19 protein-coding genes and 1 pseudogene are annotated in these 25,202 nt (G+C 38.8%); all 20 read right to left on the bottom strand.

Annotated elements, in window-relative coordinates; all coding sequences use genetic code 11:
• Nucleotides 1–386 precede the first annotated feature (386 nt).
• Nucleotides 387–2,009: a phosphomannomutase gene (locus BGP78_RS23025; RefSeq protein ID WP_119861020.1), complete on the bottom strand. Its 1,623-nt coding sequence runs from the start codon at nucleotides 2,007–2,009 to the stop codon at nucleotides 387–389.
• Nucleotides 2,010–2,014: 5 nt separating this feature from the next.
• Nucleotides 2,015–3,403: pseudogene (locus tag BGP78_RS08630) on the bottom strand (mannose-1-phosphate guanylyltransferase/mannose-6-phosphate isomerase).
• An 81-nt stretch (nucleotides 3,404–3,484) separates the two neighbouring features.
• Complete coding sequence (locus BGP78_RS08625) at nucleotides 3,485–4,651, bottom strand: nucleotide sugar dehydrogenase (RefSeq protein ID WP_119861026.1); 1,167 nt, start codon at nucleotides 4,649–4,651, stop codon at nucleotides 3,485–3,487.
• Nucleotides 4,647–5,783 (bottom strand): non-hydrolyzing UDP-N-acetylglucosamine 2-epimerase, encoded by a 1,137-nt coding sequence (wecB, locus tag BGP78_RS08620; RefSeq protein WP_119861019.1) that lies wholly within the window; start codon nucleotides 5,781–5,783, stop codon nucleotides 4,647–4,649. Before wecB ends, BGP78_RS08625 begins: the two co-directional genes overlap by 5 nt.
• Before the next feature lie 15 nt (nucleotides 5,784–5,798).
• Nucleotides 5,799–7,037: a UDP-N-acetyl-D-mannosamine dehydrogenase gene (gene wecC, locus BGP78_RS08615; protein WP_119861018.1), complete on the bottom strand. Its 1,239-nt coding sequence runs from the start codon at nucleotides 7,035–7,037 to the stop codon at nucleotides 5,799–5,801.
• Nucleotides 7,038–7,132: 95 nt separating this feature from the next.
• A complete protein-coding gene (locus BGP78_RS08610) occupies nucleotides 7,133–7,855 on the bottom strand; it encodes a WecB/TagA/CpsF family glycosyltransferase (RefSeq protein ID WP_220475517.1) in 723 nt (240 codons plus the stop codon).
• A 12-nt stretch (nucleotides 7,856–7,867) separates the two neighbouring features.
• Complete coding sequence (locus tag BGP78_RS08605) at nucleotides 7,868–8,896, bottom strand: glycosyltransferase family 4 protein (RefSeq protein ID WP_119861017.1); 1,029 nt, start codon at nucleotides 8,894–8,896, stop codon at nucleotides 7,868–7,870.
• Nucleotides 8,893–10,404 carry a hypothetical protein gene (locus BGP78_RS08600; protein WP_119861016.1) on the bottom strand — a complete coding sequence of 504 codons (1,512 nt, stop codon included), beginning with the start codon at nucleotides 10,402–10,404 and terminating at the stop codon, nucleotides 8,893–8,895. Before BGP78_RS08600 ends, BGP78_RS08605 begins: the two co-directional genes overlap by 4 nt.
• A gap of 4 nt (nucleotides 10,405–10,408) precedes the next feature.
• Nucleotides 10,409–11,350 (bottom strand): glycosyltransferase family 2 protein, encoded by a 942-nt coding sequence (locus BGP78_RS08595; RefSeq protein ID WP_119861015.1) that lies wholly within the window; start codon nucleotides 11,348–11,350, stop codon nucleotides 10,409–10,411.
• A gap of 9 nt (nucleotides 11,351–11,359) precedes the next feature.
• A complete protein-coding gene (locus BGP78_RS08590) occupies nucleotides 11,360–12,649 on the bottom strand; it encodes an EpsG family protein (protein ID WP_119861014.1) in 1,290 nt (429 codons plus the stop codon).
• A 2-nt stretch (nucleotides 12,650–12,651) separates the two neighbouring features.
• Nucleotides 12,652–13,608, bottom strand: a complete 957-nt coding sequence (locus tag BGP78_RS08585) for a Wzz/FepE/Etk N-terminal domain-containing protein (RefSeq protein ID WP_119861013.1) — start codon at nucleotides 13,606–13,608, stop codon at nucleotides 12,652–12,654.
• Nucleotides 13,608–14,480 carry a glucose-1-phosphate thymidylyltransferase RfbA gene (gene rfbA, locus BGP78_RS08580; RefSeq protein ID WP_119861012.1) on the bottom strand — a complete coding sequence of 291 codons (873 nt, stop codon included), beginning with the start codon at nucleotides 14,478–14,480 and terminating at the stop codon, nucleotides 13,608–13,610. The genes BGP78_RS08585 and rfbA overlap by 1 nt, the downstream gene beginning before the upstream one ends.
• A gap of 1 nt (nucleotide 14,481) precedes the next feature.
• Entirely contained in the window at nucleotides 14,482–15,537 is a 1,056-nt protein-coding gene (gene rfbB, locus BGP78_RS08575) for a dTDP-glucose 4,6-dehydratase (RefSeq protein WP_119861011.1), read from the bottom strand.
• 58 nt (nucleotides 15,538–15,595) lie between these two features.
• Nucleotides 15,596–17,338 (bottom strand): asparagine synthase-related protein, encoded by a 1,743-nt coding sequence (locus BGP78_RS08570; protein ID WP_119861010.1) that lies wholly within the window; start codon nucleotides 17,336–17,338, stop codon nucleotides 15,596–15,598.
• A gap of 3 nt (nucleotides 17,339–17,341) precedes the next feature.
• A complete protein-coding gene (locus BGP78_RS08565; RefSeq protein ID WP_119861009.1) occupies nucleotides 17,342–18,757 on the bottom strand; it encodes an MOP flippase family protein in 1,416 nt (471 codons plus the stop codon).
• A 3-nt stretch (nucleotides 18,758–18,760) separates the two neighbouring features.
• Complete coding sequence (locus BGP78_RS08560; RefSeq protein ID WP_119861008.1) at nucleotides 18,761–19,801, bottom strand: TDP-N-acetylfucosamine:lipid II N-acetylfucosaminyltransferase; 1,041 nt, start codon at nucleotides 19,799–19,801, stop codon at nucleotides 18,761–18,763.
• Nucleotides 19,798–20,370 (bottom strand): acyltransferase, encoded by a 573-nt coding sequence (locus tag BGP78_RS08555; protein WP_119861007.1) that lies wholly within the window; start codon nucleotides 20,368–20,370, stop codon nucleotides 19,798–19,800. Before BGP78_RS08555 ends, BGP78_RS08560 begins: the two co-directional genes overlap by 4 nt.
• A 2-nt stretch (nucleotides 20,371–20,372) precedes the next feature.
• Complete coding sequence (locus BGP78_RS08550; RefSeq protein ID WP_119861006.1) at nucleotides 20,373–21,467, bottom strand: DegT/DnrJ/EryC1/StrS aminotransferase family protein; 1,095 nt, start codon at nucleotides 21,465–21,467, stop codon at nucleotides 20,373–20,375.
• 138 nt (nucleotides 21,468–21,605) lie between these two features.
• Nucleotides 21,606–22,928 carry a hypothetical protein gene (locus BGP78_RS08545; RefSeq protein WP_119861005.1) on the bottom strand — a complete coding sequence of 441 codons (1,323 nt, stop codon included), beginning with the start codon at nucleotides 22,926–22,928 and terminating at the stop codon, nucleotides 21,606–21,608.
• 245 nt (nucleotides 22,929–23,173) lie between these two features.
• Nucleotides 23,174–25,198, bottom strand: coding sequence for a secretin N-terminal domain-containing protein (locus tag BGP78_RS08540; RefSeq protein WP_182912253.1), 2,025 nt, complete (start codon nucleotides 25,196–25,198; stop codon nucleotides 23,174–23,176).
• Nucleotides 25,199–25,202: the final 4 nt, after the last annotated feature.

Genomic DNA, 25,202 nt, shown 5'->3' with positions numbered 1-25,202 from the left:
TTTCGGTATTCTGCCACTTTGAGATGGCACTATCACTTAGCCAAATATTGATGTTACCGCGTTGAACCAAAGCACGGTTGTACTGTGACCAATTCCTAATTTTCTTCTTCATTTCGCATCATGGGTTAAGGCATTTAATGATCTGATCGCACCAAACCAAAGAAGTTCAACTATTTAGGAAACAACGCCTTTCAGGAATAGGAGTAGTATTGAATTTGGGGTAATGCCTGAAATGATAGTTAAAAACCTAAGCCAGTGAGTCGCATGATCAAAGGTAAGGTATTTCACCTGAATAAATGCAAGGCATGAGCCTGAAGACATACGAGGCGTAAAGCCTTAGATATGCGAGGCATGAACCTTAAAACATGCGTGGCATAAAGCCTCGCCTACGGCGATAGCATCCTTTTTAAGCCTTGTATGATGGTTGAAAGCAGGTCTTGTGCTCGTTGTTTTGAGCTGGCTTCAACATAGCAGCGTAACTCAGGGGCATTGCCAGACGGCCGAATATGTGCATATTCTTCGTCGTTGAAATGAATTCTGAGGCCATCAAGAGTATTTAGTTTTATGTTATTGAGTTCTGCGCTATTTAACTCCTCTCTCATTGGAGTGTTCGTAAGCTTCGGTATACTAATGCCAAGCTTTTTTAAAAATGCCTGTGGGTTTTGTTTTGCATCTTCTAACAACTGCTCACTCAGTAAAGCAGGTATATTTTGCAGTCGGTCACTGCTGGCGTAACGTTTGGGTAATGCTGCGACGAGTGCCGATAACGGCAAATGTTTAAAAGTTGCATCAGCTAAAACTATCAAAGCAGGCAGCAAAGCATCGCGTGTTGGTAAAGCCTCCAATAGTTTTCCGTTGTAATGTAAAGTCGAGCCTAATAAAAAGCCACCATTTGCTTCAAAACCAGCAACATGGGCTTGAGAGGCTCCCTTTTTTTTGCAAACTGCAGGCTCAAGCATATCTTGGCTACAATGTAAGTCTGAACTTGCTGAATGAGCTTCGCTTAAGTTACGAACATTCAAACCTTTACTAACTTCTTCATTCTCTATGCCATTGAGTGCCTCTATTACATAGGGCGAGCCAATTTTAGTTCGAACCACTCGTTTAAACACATCACTGAGTTCAATAGCAGTGTTACAGTTGATGGGCACAGCTAACACATCAATGTTCAACGCATTAGCACACAACAAGCCTAATATATCACCTCTTAACCATTCGCCTTGCTCATCTGCAAGTAATGGCCTGTCTCCGTCACCATCTGTAGAGAATAGCGCATCAAGCTGATATTGCTTAGCCCACTCAATAGCGCGGCGTGTATCACCGATTGATACCGCCTCGGTATCAATCGGTACAAACGCATTGCTTCTACCTAGTGATATGACCGTAGCACCTAGTTGCTTAAATAGTTGTCGGTAAATATCTCGCCCTGCACTTGAATGCTCATAAATACCAATGCGCTTACCCGCTAAAATTAGGGAGTCAGGCTTTACTGAGTTATTTTCTTCAAATAAACTCGTATAACGTAAAATGTATCGCTCAATTGCAGTTTCGCTGATTTTAAGATCAGATAAACACGTAACAGGCTCAAATAGGGTATTGAGTGTGACTATACTCAGCTCGTCTTGCTTAGTTATTTCACCGTCAGGCCGATAAAACTTTAACCCATTTCTATCAAATGGAATATGGCTGCCCGTTACCATAATTGCAGGGGTTTTGTCTTGCATCGCACTATAGGCTAATGCCGGAGTGGGCATTACACCGTAGTAAATGACCCTAATGTTCAACTTCGCGCATATTTGTGCACAAGCTTGCGCCATTGCGTAACTACTGGGCCTATTATCAATCGCGATTGCGAGTTGATCAAATTGAAACGACTTACGCATTACAGTAATAAAATTAGCTGTAAAAGCGCCACATACATTAGCCGTTAACTTGCTCACTAGACCTCGGGCACCACTGGTACCAAATACAACAGTACTCTTTTTTATTACCTCAGCACTTGCAAGCATACGCTTTATGACCTGTTATATTTATCTTCAAAACGTATTATGTCATCTTCCCCTAAATAGCCCCCAGACTGGACCTCTATAAGCTCTAGTGCCACTTTGCCTGGGTTCTCAAGAGAATGAACAGCTGTAATAGGAATATAGACAGACTCATTTTCGGTTAAATACTGCGTAACATCATCAATTATCACTTTTGCAGTACCCGATACCACCACCCAATGCTCAGCTCGATGATGATGCATCTGCTTACTCAATTTGGCACCGGGTGTAACTGTGATGCGTTTTACTTGAAAACGTTCGCCAACATCAATTAAATCGTACTTACCCCATGGACGATACACTTCTCGGTGTTCAGTGACTTCTTTGCGCCCCTGTTGTTTTAAACGCCCAACTATATCTTTTACATTACTTGCGTACTGTTTACCTGCCACCAATACCGCGTCTTTCGTTGCAACCACTACCAAATCTTTAATGCCAATGGTTGTTACCAATGCACCTTCTGAGCGTATTAAAGAGCCTGAGGTATTATTGGCGATTACATCACCCAATAATGCGTTGTTACTACAATCTTTATCAGCTTCTTGCCAAAGGGCTTCAAAACTCCCTAAATCACTCCAACCGGCATCCATGGGGATCACCACCGCATTGTCAGCCTTTTCCATAACAGCGTAATCAATAGACTCAGACGGGCATGCCAAAAACGCGGATTGGTCAACGCGAATAAAGTCTAAATCATGGTTGTGAATGCGTGTTGCTTTTTCACATGCGTGGTAAATATCGGGCCGGTGAACCTGTAACGCATTTAAATAACAGCTTGCTCTGAATAAAAACATGCCGCTATTCCAACAATATTCACCTGATGATATGAACTGTTCAGCCAGTGGTTTATTTGGCTTTTCAATAAATTGGTCAATAACAAAGCCACCATCCACCGCCTTACCTTGCTTTATATAGCCAAAACCGGTTTCGGGCTTATCAGCGACAATGCCAAAGGTAACTAATTTATCATGTGCAGCATGCTTTAAAGCACTTTGCACGGCGGTTTGAAATGCACAAACATCTTTAATCGCATGATCTGCAGCAAGTACTAACAATAAAGGATCGCTCCCTTTTTGCATTGCTGTAAACGCCGCTAAAGCAATGGCCGGCGCGGTATTCTTACCTTCGGGTTCGAGTAAAATACCACTATGGGGAATATTTAATTGCCGCACTTGCTCTGCTGCAATAAAGCGGTGTGCTTCATTGCAGATGATAAGCGGGGGCTGATGTTCAATACCTTGCAAACGTAATAGAGTCTGCTGGAGCATGGTATGTTCATTGCCCGTCAGTGATAAAAACTGTTTGGGGTAATGCGCCCTAGAAAGCGGCTATAGTCGCTCGCCTGAACCGCCCGCCATAATAATAGGAAGAACTTTTTCGTGTGTTATCGCCAATATCTGACTTTATATAAGTTAGTTGGCACTCAACTAACCTATCAATCAATCGCTGCCAAATATATCGCGAGTATAGACCTTTTCTTTTACATCAAGTAGCTCATCGACCATTCTGTTTGACACAATAATATCGCTGCTGCGTTTAAGCTCAGCTAAATCATGCACCACTTTAGAATTAAAAAAGTGCGGTTCACTATAGCTAGGTTCATACACAATTACCGTCACCCCTTTAGCTTTCAAGCGCTTCATGATCCCTTGAATAGCCGAGGCTCTAAAGTTATCAGAGCCGGTTTTCATCACAAGTCGGTAAATACCGACAGTGTTAGGCTTTTTCACCAAAATTGCATTCGCAATAAAGTCTTTGCGCGTTGAATTGGCATCAACAATAGCTCCAATTAGATTATTTGGTACATCTTCATAATTTGCTAAAAGCTGCTTAGTATCTTTTGGTAAACAATACCCACCATAACCGAATGACGGGTTGTTGTAATGGTCACCAATGCGCGGGTCAAGCCCTACTCCTTCGATGATCTGCCGGCTATCAAGGTTATGAGCTTCTGCATAGCTGTCAAGCTCGTTAAAATAAGCTACACGCATCGCCAAATAGGTATTAGAGAATAACTTAATCGCTTCAGCTTCAGTTGAGTCGGTGAGGAGAGTGGCGACATCTGGCGTTTTAGCACCTTTTTTTAATAGCTGGGCAAATTGCTCAGCCTGTGCTGATTTACCACCAACCACAATACGTGAAGGGTGCAAGTTATCATATAACGCACGCCCCTCACGTAAAAACTCAGGTGAAAAATATATCGTTAATTCAGGATATTGTTGTTGTATATCTGCCGTAAAACCAACTGGCACCGTTGACTTTATGATCACCACACTACTGGGTGATATTGCTTTAATATCACTAAGTACAGATTCTACCGATGAAGTGTCAAAGTAGTTCGTTTCAGGGTCATAGTCTGTTGGTGTTGATATAATAATAAAATCACTGTCTGTGTATGCAGCTGCTTTATCCGTGGTAGCCTCAAACTGTATGTCATCTTTGGCTAAAAACGCACTGATTTCACTATCCACAATAGGAGATTGCTTATCATTTAATAGCTGTACTTTTTTATCATCAATATCACATGCTACAACCCGATTGTGCTGCGCGAGCAAAAGTGCATTTGAGAGCCCTACATACCCAGTTCCTGCGACCGAGATTTTAATCATTTTCTATTCCTTTTCCTTGCTCTAGCAATGCATTAATAATGCGATCACACGCTAAACCATCCCCATACGGGTTATGTGCAACACTCATCAATTGGTAAGCATCACTATCATCAATTAATTCAGAAACTGATGAAACTATTTTATCTATGTCAGTCCCTACTAACTTTACAGTACCCGCTTCAACAGCTTCGGGGCGTTCCGTTGTATCCCGCATAACCAATACAGGCTTACCAAGCGATGGGGCTTCTTCTTGGACCCCCCCTGAATCAGTTAGGATCAGCTCAGATTTATCCATCAAATACACAAATGGTAAGTAGTCTTGAGGGGTTACTAATATCACATTATCCAACCCTGACAGCAATCTATTTACAGGCTCCTTCACATTTGGATTTAGGTGCACCGGATATACAAAGTTGTAATTTGAATATTTTAACGCCAAATCATGTATTGCTGTACAGATCCGTTCAAAGCCGCTACCAAAACTCTCACGCCTATGCCCTGTGATCAAAACAAAAGGGTCATTAATAAAGCTTTCAAACTGACTATTTAGCTGTTGTTGCTTTACATTATTAGCCAAAACACCACCTTTTACATCAAGTAACGCATCTATCACGGTATTTCCAGTGATAACAACGTTACTCTCTGTAACACCTTCTGCTAGTAAATTGCTTTTTGATGCTTTAGTCGGTGCAAAGTGTAAATTAGCAAGCTTACCCGTCAACGTACGATTAGCCTCTTCAGGCCAAGGGCTTTGTAAATCCCCGGTTCGAAGCCCAGCTTCAACGTGGCCAATTTTTACTTTTCCATAAAAAGCGGCCATTGATGCAGCGATTGTCGTTGTTGTATCACCATGCACTAATATCCAATCAGGCTTAAAGTCTTCTATAACCTCCCTTAACCCCAAAAGAATTTTCGCGGTGATATCATAAAGGTCCTGCCCTGCTTTCATGATATTGAGATCGTAGTCTGGTTTAATCTCAAACAACTCTAACACTTGGTCTAACATTTCTCTGTGCTGAGCCGTAACACAGACTCTATCTTCAATCTCACTATTAGCACGTAGTTTTTTCACTAACGGTGCCATTTTAATCGCTTCAGGGCGAGTGCCAAATACAGTTAATACTTTCAAAAAACACCTTTACTACTAAAAAATACCGCGACTATCGATAATCACTTTTTTCGCAATCAAATCAGCTGGAATATCTTTAAACTCAGCATGATCAACCAAGACAGCCAGTGTGTTTGCCTCTTCTAAAGCAACTTCAATGCTACAAAGCTCAACATTGTCTTTGCGCAAAGAGTCTGGCAACTGTTCAATATTCGGTTCAACAACTAAAATCCGATAATCTGGATAGGCGCAAAGTAGCTGCGTAATATCAAGCGCGGGGCTTTCTCTCAAATCATCTATATCCGCCTTAAAAGCAATGCCTAAACATGCAATTACTGGCTTCTTAAATTGATCAGCCGCTTCAACAATTTGCTCTAATACATAGCGAGGCTTACTGTCATTGACTTCTCTAGCTTGTCGAATTAACTTTGCTTTTTCAGGTGAACTACTCACAATAAACCATGGGTCAACTGCAATACAGTGCCCACCAACACCTGGTCCAGGGTTCAATATATTGACCCTAGGATGACGATTTGCAAGCTTTATAAGCTCCCAAACATCAATATTTAATTCATCACAAATCATAGACAGTTCATTGGCAAAAGCGATATTTACATCTCTAAATGAGTTTTCTGTGAGCTTAGCCATTTCTGCAGTTCTTGCATTGGTAATGAGACAATCACCCACAACAAACTTTTTATATAACTCTTTAGCTTTAAGAGAGCAAGCTGGTGACATTCCACCAATTACTCGGTCATTTTCAACCAATTCCCTTAATACGTGGCCAGGCAAAACTCTTTCTGGACAATGGGCTATTTTTATATCCGCGTCATCACCAACATCTTGCGGAAAAGTTAAATCAGGACGCAGCTCTGCAAGCCATTTTGCCATTTGTTCAGTAGCACCAACTGGAGATGTTGATTCCAATATCACTAAATTACCACGTACAAGCACCGCTGCTATTGATTCCGATGCCTGCTTGATGTAGCTTAAATCTGCTTGATAGTCGTCTTGAAAAGGAGTTGGGACAGCAACCATAAATGCATCTGCAGCCTGAGTTTTAGTTGTTGCTTGTAACTTCCTAGCTTGAACAGTACTACGTACAACAATATCAAGATCCGGCTCGACAATATGTACATCACCATTATTAATTGTATTAACTGTCTTCTGGTTAACATCAACTCCGGTCACATTGATCCCTCTTGATGCGATAACCGCAGCCGTTGGTAAACCTATGTAGCCTAAACCAATAACTGAAACCGTCTCTATTGACATTACCGTACTCTTATATAAATTATTAAAAATAAAAATCTTGAATATTACTTACGTCTAGATATTCGAAATCACTGTGTAAAACAAATTATTTAAGGTTAAAGCTTACCTACCAAATAATAGTAGATAAACCTAATCAATTTACCCTGCCTAAAAAGTCTACTAGGCTGACTGAGTAGCCGATAGAGCCACTCTAAATTAAGCTTTATCCACATATTGGGGGCACGATTAACATTGCCTATAAATACATCGTATGTCCCACCGACTCCCATAAAGAAAGCTGTTGGAAGTACCTCTCTGCATTTAAAAATAAACTTTTCTTGTTTTGGTGAGCCCAAAGCAACTGTAACTATTTTTGCACCAGATTTAGCGATCTCATTAATTACAGTGCCCTCACCTTTAAAGTAACCATCTTGAGCCCCGACCACATTGACCCCAAGCTCCTCAAGTGCAAGTCTGGTTTTGGTAACAACTTCAGGAGAGGCACCTAAAAGATATACAGGTATGCAGTGTTCAACTGACGCCTTCATTAACTTTAACCACAATTCACACCCTGGAATACGAGCAACATCTTCACCTAACTTTTTAGACATAGCGTAACTTATACCAATACCATCGGCATAACGTAACGTAGATTTAAGTAATACTTCTTTAGTTTCCGAGTCACTTTCTGCTATCATTAATTTTTCAGGGTTAATCGCAACAGCAACACCTGGAACAATCTCTCCGTCTTCGATAATAGCATTTTCTATTAACTCTTCGATTGAAGCAAAGGCCGATACCGGGATTTCACGAATAGTTGCTTGTTTATGAATTAACAATTAAAGTACCTTTCAAGTATGTAGTTTGTAAATTTTTTCGACTTCACAGGCTATGCTGTCTAGTTTATATTTTTGTGCTGATTCTATCGCTGAAAAGCTTAATCTTCTATAATCTGAATCAGACAATAGCAGGCACTCTTGTAGTTTCTGAGCCCCGTGTGTATCAAGCCAATTATCATCATTACACAACAAAAAGCCATTATAATCATGTTTAACTTGCTCTCTTGCACCATCGGTATCTGTAGCAATAACAGGTAAGCCACAACTCATTGCCTCAGCAATAACAAGACCAAACGACTCATTACGCGATAAGTTAATAAAGAATTTGGATTGGTTATAAACTTCAGTTAATGCTGATGGTTCTAATACGCCTAAAAAATCGAACGCTATATTACCATCCCGTAGTATCAGCTGTGAAGTATCCAGCTCTCCGACAATCGCTATTTTCAGCTGTTTATTTGTTATTTTTTGTAATCTATCTATGCCTTTGTTAAAGTTCATATGACCGACAAATACAAAGTCATACTTTTTAACTGCTTTTCTGTTCATAATGAAAATAGGCAAAATTCCAGCACTCAATATAGACGTAGAACCCGTAAACTCTATATTTTCCATAAACCTATTCTTCAAACTTTTACTGACGAATATCGCGTGATTAACAAAACGACAAGCGAAACGGTAACTCCAGCTTGGAGGGCTATAGTGATAAACATCACTGCCATGGAATGTTGAAATAATCGTTACTCGTGGGTTTCTAAATAGCTTATAAGCAATCGCTAAGAACACCGTGGGGAAGAAAAAGTGCACATGTATGATGTCAATTTTTTCCCCAAATACATATTTTAATAAAAATTTAATTGCAAAAAGAGGGTACCTTAATAATTTAAGTAAGCCTCGTTTTACATCTTGAGACAAATAAAAGTACTCAATCTCATAATTACCTTTTTCCTGTAAAAAATCATATTGATTTTTTACAAACCGCCCTGAGTTAGGTTTTTCTTTTGATGGGCCCATATTAGATAAAAACAAGACCCGCTTCATAATTTCCCTTTTTTCCGATTTGCTCGTGATACTTTAACGCCATAATTAGCTCGCGATGGGATCAAATGGAATAATACCCGATAAATAAGCTGCATAGGCGGTATTAATACGGGATTACACATTGGTGAATAACCAGATTCCACTTTTGTATTTTTAAACAACTCGTCCGCTCGCTGCCAAACATTTTTCAACAATTTGTACTTAACGGCGTCTGCATAGTCTTGCTTTATATAACTCGCAAACACCCTTCGACTTGCGAAAGGAGAAACAACCGAAAATACTTGCGCTGCTAAAATATTACTGCCGAATATGGCATAACGACCGCCACGCCCATATAAAAACTCATAATAGGTTACTTTCTGGTAATCATCTAAGTTTAGTCCTTCGGTTTTCTCATTATAATCAGCGATTAATCGTTGTAATGCTTCATTGTTGATACCATTATAGCGAGCCTTTAGCAAAGTCTCAGATGAAAACGAAGTTATCGAGTACATCATTGGGAATAACTTCAGTAATTCACCTTTAAGTCCTTTAAATGTCAAAAAGGTGGCTCTTTGAAAAACGTCTCCCAAATACCCATCAAAAAACGCTGTCGCGCAGGTAAACTTATTCGCAACATAGACGTAATTATTGAGTAAATTAGGAATTGGGACAAGTGTGCCAAATGCCATTTCGTCTATAATGGTTTGCTCATTCTCTAGCGTTGGAATTTGATCGAATTCGTAAGACTCATAGTGTTTAAAACAACGTTTAAATTTATCCGTAATCAAAATTTCAGGACTTGATTCAGGCCCATACGTAAAGCCATTACTATAGTCACCAAATGCCAGTATTAATCTAGAGTCTAAACCACTACTGATAGGTAGTAGTTTTTCTTCTGGGTGCCAGCGACTAGATAGTCTTTCGATACAACTTCCAACTTCCCCTAAATCATTTTCGCTATAGTGTTCTAGCAGGTTTGCATATTGATACTTATCCTTTCCCTTCAAAACGGATGCAGGAGGTACACGTTCAATACCTTTAAACAGTGTGAAGTTGCCGAATAAATGCTGCTTAGCTTTTAAAACATCAGCCATTACTTCATCCCTTTCATGCAACTTTGTAACTAGGGTTGCCACTGAAGGCGATATACGAAGTTTTGACGCTTTCAAATCAACAAAGTGAGTAGATAAGCCAAATGGGTCATTAATAACAGTGAGAGTTTGACTATCATCCCATAATAATACAAAAGAACCGGCTTCAATTTCTTTTAAAACGTCGGTGCCGTTACTTATCAATGCAAGTAACAAAGATGATAAATTGTTTTTTTCGCCTCTAAATATAAACCAACCAGCAACTAACAAACTATGTTGCTCCAATTGACAGGCAGGACCATTTGGCCAAGTTTTAGGACAGTACACAATCTCAACATTATGATGCTTGCACATATATCGTTCACTGTGTATTTCACTAAACTTAGCACTTTCCGGAATAGCTGATAAATCCGTGTTTAAATAAAGCCCTCGCACGATATTACTCCATTGTGTTGTTAAGTGACGACGAGGTTTTTCTCTGCCTCGCTTGCAAAAATGTTTCTAAAGGCCATTTACCTAATAAAAGCCCAAGAAAACATTTTACATACACTCTCACGTTAAATTTCTTATACTGAAGCGCTTTTGTATAAATTCGCATGCTAATTAAGCGATTCCCTCTTCTCAACTCAAAATCAGCCAAACTTTCATACTGACGAGATAATCCATCAAAAAGCTTCAAAGATAAAAACGCCGATTTATGTTTTTCAATAATGCCCCTATGACCCAATGCTTTCGATTTGGGGTTACAAGAGATCCCATCATCTGCGAGTTGATATGTCAGTAACGGCTCTTCGAGAAGAATCCCTGCATGGCACTTCGCTACACGCAGTAGAAGGTCATAATCTTGCATACTAGGTAAAGAATCATCAAACCCATTTACTTTTGCAATCGCTTCTCTCGTAAACAATAAGGCGGACGTACACACTCCAAACCCTTGTTGTAGCAAACCTTTATATATCTCTTTATCACTCAGGCATTTGAATTCTTTTATACGACCTTGGTAGCTTAAATACATATTTGTGTAACAAAAAGCTGCATTATGGAGCTCTAATGCCTGCACTTGCTTTTCTAGCTTAGTTTCATCCCACACATCATCATCATCTAAAAATGCGATATATTGGCCTTGAGCGTATTGCCACCCTGTATTTCTTGCTTTACAAGCACCTTGATTCGTAATATGTTGAATATAATCGATTTGTGAATCTGACTCATACTGTGCCATGATCTGAGCAGTACTTGCTCTGAACTCATCATCATGATTATCGTCCACGACAATTATTTTCCAGTTTTTGAACGTTTGCTTTCTCACACTATCAATCGCTGAAAGCAATTGTTCAGCTCGGCGATATGTAGGAATAATAATACTGATAGCTTCGCTCAAAATCGCACCTTATTTATTTCTATAACCATTATAATATTCAATATCTTCACTAAAATACTTTTTAAATGAGCTTAAGTAATCAATTCCCTTTAGCTCTATAGGGTGCCTTTTACTATCTAATTTGTAAAAAAAATCACTCTCATTAATATAAATAACGTAAGAAAATGATAGCAAGACAAAAGACTTTATTGTTAACAAAAGCATAAATGGTACTGACGAGGGAGAAAAAACACCTAAAGACATTATTAACAATGGAGCATAGACAATATACATAGGCAAAATTATTCTATGCAGCTCCTCTCCAATAAAGAATATCGCCAAACACCCTATTACGTTAAAATAGAGGCCTATGTTAAATAGCATTCTCTGACTCTCATTGCCATCTCTAATATAAGCACCTATGGAAACAATCGAAACAAAAACAAAGAAAATTAAAGATGGTAGCTTAGAAAAGTTAGGCTCAATAACTAAACGAGTCAACACTTTATTTATCATGTAATTATCAACAAACCCACTCAGTAGAAAAATAAATAATACAAATAAAAAAAGCCCAGCTATAAAAGCAATTAAAGACTGAGCGAACTGAATAAAGCTAAACCTATTTGATAATTTTTTATTGAAAAGAAATAATGGTAATAACAAAATAAAGGTCGAAAAATGAAACAACGCACCAATAATAAAAACAACCAAACCAATTTTAAAGTTTTCTTTCGCTTTCCAAATACCACAGAGTAATATTGGTATTGCTATTGCAGCTCGAATTAGATGCCATTGCGCTTGAAATAATTTGTAAAATAAGACAATTAGTAAAAAGCATAATAATGGATATGGGGTACCAACAACTTTGCAAAACTTCCAAATAAACATATAGGATAAAAATATACATAAAAAGTAGTATATAAATAAATGCTGCTCAGAAAGCGTCGCGATTACCCAGCTTAAAAAAGAGAACAAAACATCAGCGTGCTTGCCATACAGCAATGATGTAACCATCATCGATGAAAAGCTATTATATCTCTCATACGCCATAAAATACGTTGGCATATCATCTGCGCCCCCCCATAAAAAGCCAACATATCGAGAAGCGACGAGCATAGACAAAGAGAACATAACCAACAGGCCAAGAACTCCATTGCCGTTGTCTTCTTTGCTCGTATTTGCATAAATTACGACTAGAGAAAACCAAAGCAATACAGGAAGAAAAAGCCAGCTAAATAACAATAATATGAAAACCAAACGCATACTAAAGAGTAATTTATGTGAACACTTAAACTCTGAAATTTGTTCGGCGATGGACATAGTTAATCTTTTTCAACTTTTGATAACTGGACAAAAAAATACCGGAACATAACTAAACCACATGCGAGCAACAATGAAAAAATGGCAGCTAGAATACAAATAACAGCTCGACTCGGGGACACTTTTCTTTCTGCAACTACAGGGCTTTCGATAACTTTAAATGCAAAGTCATTTCTAACTTCAGCTAATAGCATTTGTTTAGTTTGCTCTTCAATAATGCCATAAAAAACAGTTTTCATTTGTGCTACGTTGGTTTTTTCTAATTGAGTGTTTAAATAATTAATGCTTTTTGACCGTTCGGATAGTTCTCGTAATCTTAATAAGTCATTAATTTCATCGACCATACCACTGACCCAAACTTTAGCTTGCATAGGGTCTATACTATCAATACTCACAAGTACAAGGTCAGAGGTACGATTATGTTTAATATTAAATATTTTTATGAACCTTTCATAAACATCAAAATTAGTTGGCTTAAATGATTTACCTGTTTCTGGATTTTTTAACCATTTACCTTCATCGTATCTCAAAGAATCAACAACTTGCTTTTCCGTATTTTTATCATACTCGCTTACAGCAAATAACACTTTAGCGACATCATATTTTTCGAAAAATGGATATAGAAAATCTTTCGACTTTAATACTTCAATATGAAGTGCAACATTGCTTCCAGAGCTGCCTAGATTTACCCCAGCAAGACTCGCTATCCCTCCTAAGTTGCTTCCTAATGCTCCTAATGCACTTGTGCTCTGACTATCTTGAGGTGCCAATAAAGCGGATGAAGAATAAATATTTGGCAAGCTCAAAGAGTACCCCAAGCCAAGTCCTGAACCCACCACTGAAAAAATAATAATGAACCATTTCTTTGCCCATAAAAGTAACCATAGGCCAACCAAGTCTATCGTTGTGGAGCTTTTATCTGATTCAAAATCATGTGAATTTTTAATGAGCTCTGCCATTAATTATGCCCTTCTGCAACTTTTTTCAAATATTGTCCGTACTCTGTTTTATGTAAAGTGTTTGCTTGCTCTAGTAATAATGACTTATCGATCCAGCCATTTATAAATGCAATTTCTTGTAAACACGCAATTTTAAAACCTTGACGTTTTTCAACTGTATGCACAAATTGTGATGCTTCCATCAAGCTGTCATGAGTTCCCGTATCTAACCAAGCAAAACCACGACCAAGCACTTCTACAGATAGTTGTTTTCTAGAAAGGTATACTTCATTAATGGACGTAATCTCGAGCTCACCTCTAGACGAAGGTTTGATATTTTTAGCGATATCTAAAACAGAGTTGTCGTAAAAATACAACCCTGTGACCGCATAGTTTGATTTTGGGTCGACAGGCTTTTCTTCGATAGATAAGGCATTAAAGTTATCATCAACTTCTACGACACCAAAACGTTCTGGATCATTGACCTGATAGGCAAAAACCTTAGCACCAGTCTCTAACTTAGACGCATTCAACAATTTAGGTGAAAAGTTTGAACCATAAAATACGTTATCACCCAAAATTAGACAGACATTATCTTTACCAACAAAATCAGCGCCAATTGTAAACGCCTGTGCTAACCCTTCAGGTTTCGCTTGCACCTCGTACGAAAGCGATATACCAAAGTTGCAGCCATCCCCTAATAGTTTTTTATACTGAGATTGGTCTTCTGGTGTTGTAATAATTAAAATATCTTTAATACCAGCCAACATCAACACTGAAATCGGGTAATAGATCATAGGTTTGTCGTATACTGGTAAAAGCTGTTTAGATACTCCTTGGGTAATCGGGTGTAAGCGAGTCCCACTACCACCGGCTAAAATAATTCCCTTCATTTTATGCTCCTAATCGCTCTCTTTGGTAAACTCCAGACTGTACACGTGAACACCAATCTAGGTTGTCAAGGTACCATTGAATGGTTTTCTCGATACCTGTCTCAAAGGTTTCTTGGGGTACCCAACCTAAATCAGTTTCAATTTTTGTCGCGTCAATTGCATAGCGAACATCGTGCCCGGGTCGGTCTGCTACAAACTTTATTAGGTCTGAAAATTGAGATACACCTGATGGCTTGGTAGATATTTTTCGGTCTAAAGTATCACAGATAAGTTTAACAACATCGAGATTAGTCATTTCGTTATGGCCACCAATATTGTAAGTTGCGCCGGTCAGCCCCTTCATTGCAACTTCGACTAACGCTCTTGCGTGATCTTCAACATATAACCAATCTCTAATTTGAGAACCATCTCCATAAACGGGCAAATCCTTACCTTCTAATGCATTTAATATCACTAACGGAATTAGTTTTTCCGGAAAATGATAAGGCCCATAGTTATTTGAACAATTTGTAATTACAATCGGTAAATTATAAGTGCGGCCCCATGCGCGTACTAAATGGTCAGAGCTTGCTTTACTGGCTGAATAAGGTGAACTAGGGTCATAACTTGAACTTTCAGTAAACATTGCACCAGAATCCCCCAGATCACCATAAACCTCATCTGTTGAGATGTGATGAAACTTGAAAGATGCTCCCTCAGGAAGCGAATTGTAATAAGCCCTAGCACACTGCAGTAAATTGTAAGTCCCAATAATGTTAGTCTGAATAAAGTCTTCAGGACCATCTATAGAACGGTCAACATGTGATTCAGCGGCCAAGTGCATAATAATATCAGGCTGATATTGTGAAAAAACTTTTGAAACTTTCTCTTGATCACAGATGTCACCATGTTCAAAAATATAGTTTTCATGCTGCTCTACTGATACTAATGAGTCTAAGTTCCCAGCGTAGGTTAATTTATCTAAGTTAATTACTCTAAGGTTTTTTTCATTAATTAGGTAGCGTACAACCGCACTCCCTATAAAACCCGCCCCGCCAGTTACTACAACCGTTTTCATACCTTTAGATCCACACTATTTGACAACGTAATAAGTTATTATCTCAAACTTTACCCTCTCAACCAAGCGACGAATGCTCTAACTGCCGTAAAAATAGCTCGATGGTAATTAATGACCCTAACGTTTCTGGTTTTATTGAAGAACTGGAATTGTAATATTTGTCTACTAACTTGCTACAGTTCCCTTTTGGTAATGCCTTTGCCACGTGGCTATCTTCATTAAGTAATTGCTGTACATATAATTTGAATTTAGGTTCTTTCAGCCATGTATCATATGCAACATAGTGATGCTTTTTTGCGAGCTTCCGATAGACCTTTCGCGCTAAGCGCTCTATCGGTGAACCAACAAGTAGGTCCTTAATACGTGATTTCATATTTGAATGCTGAGCAGCGGATGCCACTTCTTTCGTTATTGGCTTGCCTGTTTGCTGCCATGGGATTGATTCAAAGTACTCAGGGTAATATTTCAATAACATATGGTGATACAATTTACCATTTTCACGAAACGTATCAGGCAAGCTATATAACAATTCAACTAAATCATTATCCATAAAAGGCTTAAATTGATGTAATTCATGGCTTAACAAGTCACTACCAGCTGCAATAAAACGCGTACCTCTATTGTAAATATTCACTTGTTCTTGATCACCTTCAGTGAAGTAATCAGAATCGGCTCCAGCTTGCAGCCAATATTGGCCAAAACGCCTCTCTAACTTTTTCTCAGTTGACTCATTATCTTTACTTTTGGGGAAAAGGTAAGTACCACCAAAAGTAACATCACCTAAAAAGCCGTTAAGTAGATAGTTAGAATAACCACTTATCACATTCACCGAACTCAATGCATGCATATGTAATACATTCTTCATTCCATCTGTTAGCCAAACCCCTTGCTCTCGACCATCAAACCAACTTTGTTCATCTATCTCAACAATATGATGTGTTACGCCAACCGCTTCTGAAACCTGTTTCGCCAACTTGACATCGCTACACCCAGGCTCACCAAAAGTAAAAGTATGAATTTCTCCGCTATAATGCACTTTCGCTGCGGCAAGTAATACCCTCGAATCCAAACCACCACTAAGCGTAATGGCTAACTTATCTTGTGTGATTGTTTTAACTGCGCGCTCAACGGCCTTATCAAATTTAACGGCAACTAGGTCAATGGCATCATTAAAACTAACCTTGTCTGTCTTTTTAATATTATTCCAAGACCAGAATTGCGCATTGTTTAATATTGCGCCACTCTTATCCAATTGTATTATTGTGGCTGGTGCCAGTCTTTTAATACTAGAGAATAACGTCTTTTGGCCTAAGAAGTGGCCCACGTCAACAAAACAATTCAATGCATCATTATCTAAAGCACGATCATGCTGGGAGTGTAAAAGAAGCTCTTTTTGTTCTGATGCTACACCTTTAACACACTCATCTTGATACCAGAGATACAATGGTTTCATGCCATATCTATCAGAGATATAACTGACGTGTTCTTGCTGCGTATCCACAATACAAATTACAAAGTAACCGTTCACCAAGCTCATAAAGTTAGCTACTGTATTTTGTCGATACGCCTGTGCTAAAAAGACTAAAAAGGCATTACGGTCAGTATCTGAGTTAGCTATTGAAAATACATCCCCCCATATTGTAATATTTAGGTTTAAATCTATGAGCTGCCCACAAGCAACGCTGCCTGATTGTGTTTTTAATAATTGGCTATAAAACCCAAACTCATTAGTAAATACAGTTTCACCTACTGAGTGACTACATGATATTTTTTCTTCAAAAAAACCAACGACGCCTGGCATTCGCTACTTCCTTAAACTTTTGATATTACTTAATATTGATGGTGACATTAGCAGCAAGCACATGATTAAAGTACTTATTAGTAAGAAAATGCTTTTTTCTAAAGGACCATAATTAACCATGAAAAGTGCAGTACTCACAACCAAAGTAACCACGATTAATGGTAACCGAAGTGCAAAGTAAACGTCACGAAAACCAACATGTGCGCAAGGTTTTAATAAAAACTGAACGTGTGCAATAAAAAACAAAACCTGTAAACAAAACAAGGTAAATGCAAGCCCTATGACGCCTGTTGATACGGTTGTAAATAAAACAGCAGGCCTGATAAACGCAACGACTATATTCCACCAAAATGCCCGCTTCACTCGACCTACAGCCCGCAATAAAACACCCACCGGATTGACCAATGCAATTGCCAGCATATATAAGGCCAGCCATTGCAATACGGCACTGTGCTCGACCCACTTCTCACCAAAGGTCACTTCTAAAATAACTTCTGGAAAAGCGGCCATCAAACCATAGAGTGGGATATTAATTAATGACAGCACCTTCAACATTGAAAGGTACATACCGTGTATTGCATTGCCCTCTTTAAAATTAACCATCACAGGAAAAGCGACTTTATTAACAATGGGGTTTATTAATTGTAGGGCTGGTTTAAAAACTAAGTCTTTGATGTAGGCATAGACACCTAACTTTTCTGGACCAAGTAATTTTCCAACCAACACCTGGTCAACTTGGGCACTCGAAAAGTTAATCAGCGCTTCGCCACATTGGTATAAGCCGTATTTAACCGGTTCTTTAATTTGAGGCCAAACAATGCACTTCGGACGAGTTATATATTGCGCCCCTACAATAAAAAGCAGCATGCTCGAGCATATCACCAACACAAATTGCCCAATAACAAGTGACCATATACCAGCTTCATAATACACCGCTAGTATTACGGCTAAAAACCCTAATAACTGCGCCGAAATATCAACTTTTGCAATCATATCAAAATGCATTTTCTGCTGTAATCGCGCGAGTATTTGCTGTGATAAACTACGAATAAAAAACACAGACGCTAAAACACACAATAGTTCACTCAGCAAAGGCATAGAGAAAAATACCGCGATTAGATCACTTAAGAGCACTAACGAAATTGTTAATATAACTCCTAGCGTAACGTTAATTACGTAGAGTTGACCTAATTGATTATCGGTCAATTTAGTGTGGTAAATAACCGCATTAGAAAGCCCAGCATCACCAAAGACTTGTGTAAACCCAATAACCAAATTAAGTATCGCAGCCACACCGAGCTCAAGTGGGGTCAAGTAACGCGCGAGGATAATTAGCTGAGCTAACTGGAGTCCTCCTTTACTAAATGTTGATAGAGCCACCCAGGAAATGCCCCTAAGAGCAGAATGAAGCGCAGTCATAGACTAGTTGCACTCTAAAGATTCAAATAGCGCTGCCCATTTAGGAGCTAGTGCATCCTCTGTAAAGTGTGACTGCATCAATTGTTGGTTTGCCTTAGAGCGAGAAAACGCTTTTTCAAAGAATGACTCAATACTTAATTGCGATAAAAATTCTGTTTTATCAATCTCAAAACCCAATTCGGTTAAGTTCGTAAAACTCGTTGTCGTACTCAACATAAACATAGGCTTACCCGTTAGAAACATGGTATAGGCCACATATAACCCCTGTTGTCGATGCTGAGAAAATACCGTCATATGCACGCTATTTAACAATGCGTCATACTCTTCTTTATTAAGCATATGCTTAATAGGTTTGAATTTTTCTCCAAATAGCGCCTCACCATATGCAGTAACCTCATTCACATATGATGCCTCTCCAGCATAATTAAGCGGTACAACAATTTCGATATCCAGTGCTTTAAACGGCAATAAAGACTCTAACGCTTCTTTATGTCTATTACTTGACGCTGCCGAATTACCCACCAAAACTCGAATGGTGTTAGACGTTCGTTGCTCAGGGGCTGGATTTGCAACACCAATAAGTGGGTAAGGCAATACAGATACATCCTTACGCTTTAGCGCCTTTGATACGAGTTTTGCATCTCCCATATTCAAGGTTTGAACATGCTTAAATTTACGTAACATCAACGCATGCAAAGCTTGTGCTATATACTCTTTGAACGACCTATTCTTTTTAAAATGACGATAAAGCTCTCCGCCCCAAATAACACAACTACAACGCCGAGATATTGGATGAAAAAGCAGTTTTTTCCAAATATGCACATCAAATAAACCATGGAAAATAAAACTAGTGTCTGAGTCTGCCTGACCGATCAACGCAAATAACGCATCCACACTCTGATATGTTATTAAGTCTGGGTCTAATAACGCTTGCTCTGCTGATTTGACCCAAAAGGCTTGCTTATGGGTATAGGGAACACTAAGCAAAAAACGTTTCATTGGCTCATAGTGATGTGGCGTATCCGCAAAAACATGGACTATCATTGAGTACTCCAAGACTGTTCAAACAGCTCAGCACACACTAATAAGTCTCGCTTTCGCGCTTTAATTTCTTTAACTGGTTGCCCTGCGTAAATCATAAACTCAGACAGGCTTTTATTTACCAAGCTTAACGCACCTACAGCAGCTCCTTGGTTTAAAACCGCCCCTGGCAGCACCACACTTCCAGAACCGATGATCACATGCTCACAGACTTTTACAGGCGCATGAAAAACATTTGTGTACTCGCCATCTACCATCGGGTTAGTCATATAACTGCCGCTATAGTCATCACTGCTACTATAAATTGAAACTCTAGAGGAGATATTTGCATAATCAGAAATCATGATCTTTTCACTACCAATCAAAGAAGAAAAAACAGCGATGTGAATAAAATTACCAAGCCATATCCCTGCAGGGCCAGCAGATAACACACAAAAATCATCAATTCGGACATTATTACCTAGGGAAATATATCGACAGCCATAAAACGATGCTTTTTTTGAAATCATGCAGTGATCACCAACATGCATAAAGCCCATTTCAAGCAACTCTTGTTTTGAATAATGCGCCATGGCTATTTCGCTCTATATTGACGAAGATGCTCAAGTAATATTTGGCTTATCTCACCAACCCCCTCTACCGATAGTTCCGTATACATGGGTAGACACAGCACTCTTTGCGAAACACTATTTGCAATTGGTGTATCGCCTGACATGCCATACGCAGGCACGGTACTCAAGCTTGGATAAAAATAACGACGTGTTTGTATGCCGTGTACAGCTAATTGGCTAATTAAAAATAGCACCTCAGCTTCGTCATTCAGTAACACCGGAAAGTAGCAACCATTGGGCTTACTATTGTCAGACCACTTAATAGTCGTTAAATCATTCCCCAGCGCATTTTGATAGGCGGCCCACAACGACTGGCGCTTGGTAAGAATATCAGGAAATAGGGGCAATAAAGACAACCCCATCGCCGCATGCACTTCGCTCATTTTTGCATTTATGCCGACAACACCAGGGTATTGCTGACTATCAAACCCAAAGTTAATTATTTGTTTAGCACGCAGATAGTCTTCTTTGTGCTTAAAAATAATAGCTCCACCCTCAAGAGTGTGGAATATCTTAGTAGCATGTAAACTGATCGTCGCCGCATCCCCATAAGATAGCAACGCCTTACCGTTATACGTTACACCAAATGTATGCGCCGCATCATAGATCACTTTTAAATTATACTGAGCCGCTTGCTCTTTTATTTGCTCGTCATTACACGGGTTACCGTAAACATGAACTGCCACCACAGCGCTCGCTTCCTCAAGCAGGGCTTTCGATGCACTATTTATATCAAGGTTTAATGTCTGTGGGTCAATATCAATAAATTCTGGCTCTAGATCACCAGCCAACAAAGAGCTGGCCGTTGCGGCAAATGAATACGGCGTTGTGAGTACTTTACCGGATACTTCTAATGCCATATAAGCAACTGATAAAGCCAGTGTGCCATTTGCAACCAATAATATATGCTCAACACCTAAATATTCTGCTAGTTTTTTTTCTAATTCTTGTACACATGGGCCGTTATTCGTTAACCATCCACTATCAAATATGTTTTCTATTTTATTTTGGTAATTTTCAAGAGGGGGGAGATATGGCTTCACTATTGGGTATTTCACATGCGGCTCTTAGAACAAAATTTTTCGCATAGTAACAAAAGTAAGCTGAGGGGTCTAGAACTCTAGAGTGAAAGAAATGTAGTGAATTGTTAATATAAAAAAAGCGAGCCTAAGCTCGCTTTTTTAAAAAACAGTAAATTACTTAGTAGGAACTAAGATACGGTCACCGTCTTTAATGTGGTAGTAAACACCAGTTACTGATACTGAAGTATCAGGTGCGTTTACAACTACTTTAACAGATGCATTACCTGTGATGCCACTTTCAGCAGCAAAAGCATTGATATCTGCGCTGATGTTAGTTACAGATTGAGCAGCAGCTTTAGTTGCAATTGTTTTAGTATAAGTTTTGTTACCAGCGATTAGATCAATTGTAACCTCACCTTCAAGTGTACTTGTATTAGATACAGTTACAGAACGTGCGTACTCAGAGCCAAACGGTAAAAATGCGATTGAACCAGATGCACCGTTCAATTTCCACTCACCTGCGTCAAGACCTGAAACTTTTTCAGTGCTATCTGTTCCGCCAGTGTTCTCAGTTTCTGGATCATATGATACTGTAGCATCAACAGTGAACGTTTGTACTGGGATCAATGTCGGTGTTGCAGTAGCTGTAGCTGTTACAGATACGTCATGACTTGCACCAGCTGTGTGGCTAAACGTAATTGACTGGAAGTCTTTAGCAAATGCTTCATCAGTTGCATTCGTTACAGTCATTGCATAATCAGCGGTACCATCGTTATTTGTGTCAACAAAGCTGAAGTCACCGTATACAGTGTAAGATACTTTATTTACATCTGCACCAAGAGTAACAGCAGCATCGTCTGTTGTTTCAACAGTTAAAATATCTAGTACTTTTGTAGAGTTAGCTTCAACAAAAAGTTTACGCTCAGCATTCACGTCAACAACAGCATCGAATTTAGTTGTAACTTTAGATTCAATCTGATTTGCTACTTCAACAATAGTTGCAGACTTAGCTTCATAATCAGAGTTATTTACACTTGAAATAACTTTAAAATCTACGTTAACTTTACCACCAGCGAGTAAGTTAGCTTTTTCTAACTTAATACCGCCAAGTGTTAACTTGTCGCCTACAGCCATAGCTACAGTTTGTGCGGTAACAGTGAATGTTACAGTATTGCCATCCGAATATGCAGGGCCGCTAAAAGTAAGGTCAGGTGTAGAATCGCCTGCTACTGCTCCGTCCTTTTGTGCTTCTACTAAAGTTGCAGCTGTAGAAATATCAAACTTATCGTTAGTGAAAGTGAAAACAAGCTTGTCACCAACTGAGTATCCATTTGCAATACCAGCGCGAACTACAACGGGCGCCAATGTGAACATAGCTTCATTAACGCTACCTTCTTGTGAGATCTTGACAGAAGCGCCACCATCGTTAATTGTTGCCGCAGATGCTACACCAGCAAAACCAGTTATAGCTAGAGCAAGTAATGTTTTTTTGAACATGTTTTCCATTCTCCAAAGTTTCATGAAACAGGAACGCAAAAATTTAGGTTCCAATTTTTATAATATGACTTTCACCTAGGCCGTCACCTAAAGTGACATCTAGTCAAATCAATGCCTAGTCTAATCTATGAATTTTAGTTGTCAACTATTTATATTTACTAAGATTGTTCAGTTTTAATACAAAACAAAACAGTTACCATCGACAACTGCTTAAAAACAGCCAGAAACAGTATAGCTATCTTAACTTAGTTACCAAGATTTAATTCCGTTAACCGAGATTTAAAGCCTTGATATAAAGGCTGCCATTCTACAGTAGACTCTATAATTCTAGGTGTAACTAATACGACTAACTCAGTTTTTGACGTTGAATCGTCAACGCCTTTAAATAAGTTTCCCAATATAGGAATGCTTGAGAAAAAAGGCACATTATTATCATTATCAGTGTTGTTCTCACTAATCATACCTCCTAACAAAATAGTTTGTCCGTTTCCAGCAATGACTTCTGTTGCAATATTCCTTTCAAGAATTGTTGGATTACCTGCAGTAGTACTGTCCCCGGGGATTTGATTACTAAATTTTTGCACTATATTCATTATAATTACCCCTTGAGCATTTACCGTTGGGGTCACTTCTAAATCAAGGCCTGTTCGTCTATATTCTGTAGAAGTACGAGAACCATTCACAGGATCCGTTACAATCTCTCCAACTATGGGAATAGAGTCACCAATATTTATTTTCGCCGTTACGCCATCTCGAACAGCTAACGTTGGCCTTGAAACAATATTAGACTTCTTATTCGTCTCCAATAAAGAGACAGCGTATTTACCATCTAATCCAGACAACGTATAGGTTAACCCATTTTTAAATGCTAAATTGTAAAAACCTGTAGAGGTTGCGCTATCCTTATTTGACAGTGCAAATTCAACTCCTTGTTTAAATTCATCTGTCAAAGTTACTTCCGCAATAAGCACTTCTAATACGACTTGCTTTGGCGAAACATCTAAACGCTTGATTAAAGGCAGTAGCTTTTTGTACGCCTGCCCTGTTGAGTGAAAAATAATTGAATTTGCTCGCTCATCCACCACCATTTTCAATTCTTTATTACTCGCTGAAACGCCTTGTGAAGATCTACTCCCATCCGAAGAACTATTAACCTCTTCAGTTCTTGCCGATGATGTATTCGATAGCCCACTGCTACTACCTATCAATGAACTTAAACTATGACCTAAATCTGTAGCTCGTGAAAATTCAGGCTGATACACATAATACTGTTTTTCATCACCGCTTACAGGCTGATCAATAGTCTTCACCCAGAGCATAATGCGTTCTAAAATCACTTCATTAGGAGCAAAAATAACCACACTTCCTGTTCTATTAAGTGAAATTAATGACACCGCTTTATCTTTTGCATTACCATTAGCAACAGTGATACCTTCTTGTTCCAAAATTTTTGGAAGCTTATCCGTAACTTCATCCACAGAAACGAAAACAGCTTTATAAATTCCTATAGTTCTACTACTCAAGCTGGGCCTATCAACTAATTTTACAAATTGTAGCGCCTTGATGATCTCATTTCTTTTCCCTCTCAATAGAAATGCATTTTGTTGGATCATTGGGATAACTTGAATTTGAGCTACACTTTGTAAAACCATACTTATCTGACTTTGCATGCCAAATTTGAATGGCACCATTTGCATGATATCTGCCGTGGTATCTGGTACATCCTCTATGCGACTACCAAAACCATACGCTATATTCCCTTGCGACCCGCTTTTATCTGAATAAATATAATAAACATCGTTATTATAGCGGATCTTTATGCCCTTACTTTCTAAAACACTTTCGCTTAATGTAAATAAGCGACGTTTTGAAATTAGCTCTTGTAGACTTAAGGTGATAGTATCTTCCGCAACCGCTAGCTCATCGCCTAAAACATAACTCACACCCAACAAGTCGCCAAAAACATAATGCAAATAATCATTTACGTGCAAAGCATTTACTGTAACCTTAAGTAATTCCTTGCTACTAAATTTCAAGGCTAAATTTTGCTCTTGAACGCTCGTATCACCTTTCGTTTCAAACCCTTTTACCCTTTGCAGTTCTGCTTTAATTGTTGGGCTTAACGGACCTGAGTCTGGCAGGACTTCAGCAGAAGAAGGGGTATTGCTTGTATTAAGGTAAGAGGATTCATTGACATTACTCACCTTCACTGAATTACACGCCGTTAATAACAGTAGCACTACATAAGGGATCAACTGTTTACAGTTCATTATT

The sequence above is a fragment of the Pseudoalteromonas sp. MSK9-3 genome, assembly GCF_003590335.1.
Classification (GTDB): domain Bacteria; phylum Pseudomonadota; class Gammaproteobacteria; order Enterobacterales; family Alteromonadaceae; genus Pseudoalteromonas.
This window is presented reverse-complemented; position numbering and strand designations above follow the sequence as displayed.

Coding starts and splice junctions, on each gene's coding strand:
- BGP78_RS08605 (WP_119861017.1), bottom strand. CDS start 8,896: ATGAAGCGGGTCTTGTTTTTATCTAATATGGGCCCATCAAAAGAAAAA.
- BGP78_RS08590 (WP_119861014.1), bottom strand. CDS start 12,649: ATGTCCATCGCCGAACAAATTTCAGAGTTTAAGTGTTCACATAAATTA.
- BGP78_RS08565 (WP_119861009.1), bottom strand. CDS start 18,757: ATGACTGCGCTTCATTCTGCTCTTAGGGGCATTTCCTGGGTGGCTCTA.
- BGP78_RS08570 (WP_119861010.1), bottom strand. CDS start 17,338: ATGCCAGGCGTCGTTGGTTTTTTTGAAGAAAAAATATCATGTAGTCAC.
- BGP78_RS08585 (WP_119861013.1), bottom strand. CDS start 13,608: ATGGCAGAGCTCATTAAAAATTCACATGATTTTGAATCAGATAAAAGC.
- BGP78_RS08555 (WP_119861007.1), bottom strand. CDS start 20,370: ATGGCGCATTATTCAAAACAAGAGTTGCTTGAAATGGGCTTTATGCAT.
- wecC (WP_119861018.1), bottom strand. CDS start 7,037: ATGTCAATAGAGACGGTTTCAGTTATTGGTTTAGGCTACATAGGTTTA.
- BGP78_RS23025 (WP_119861020.1), bottom strand. CDS start 2,009: ATGCTTGCAAGTGCTGAGGTAATAAAAAAGAGTACTGTTGTATTTGGT.
- BGP78_RS08540 (WP_182912253.1), bottom strand. CDS start 25,198: ATGAACTGTAAACAGTTGATCCCTTATGTAGTGCTACTGTTATTAACG.
- BGP78_RS08545 (WP_119861005.1), bottom strand. CDS start 22,928: ATGTTCAAAAAAACATTACTTGCTCTAGCTATAACTGGTTTTGCTGGT.
- rfbA (WP_119861012.1), bottom strand. CDS start 14,480: ATGAAGGGAATTATTTTAGCCGGTGGTAGTGGGACTCGCTTACACCCG.
- BGP78_RS08560 (WP_119861008.1), bottom strand. CDS start 19,801: ATGATAGTCCATGTTTTTGCGGATACGCCACATCACTATGAGCCAATG.
- rfbB (WP_119861011.1), bottom strand. CDS start 15,537: ATGAAAACGGTTGTAGTAACTGGCGGGGCGGGTTTTATAGGGAGTGCG.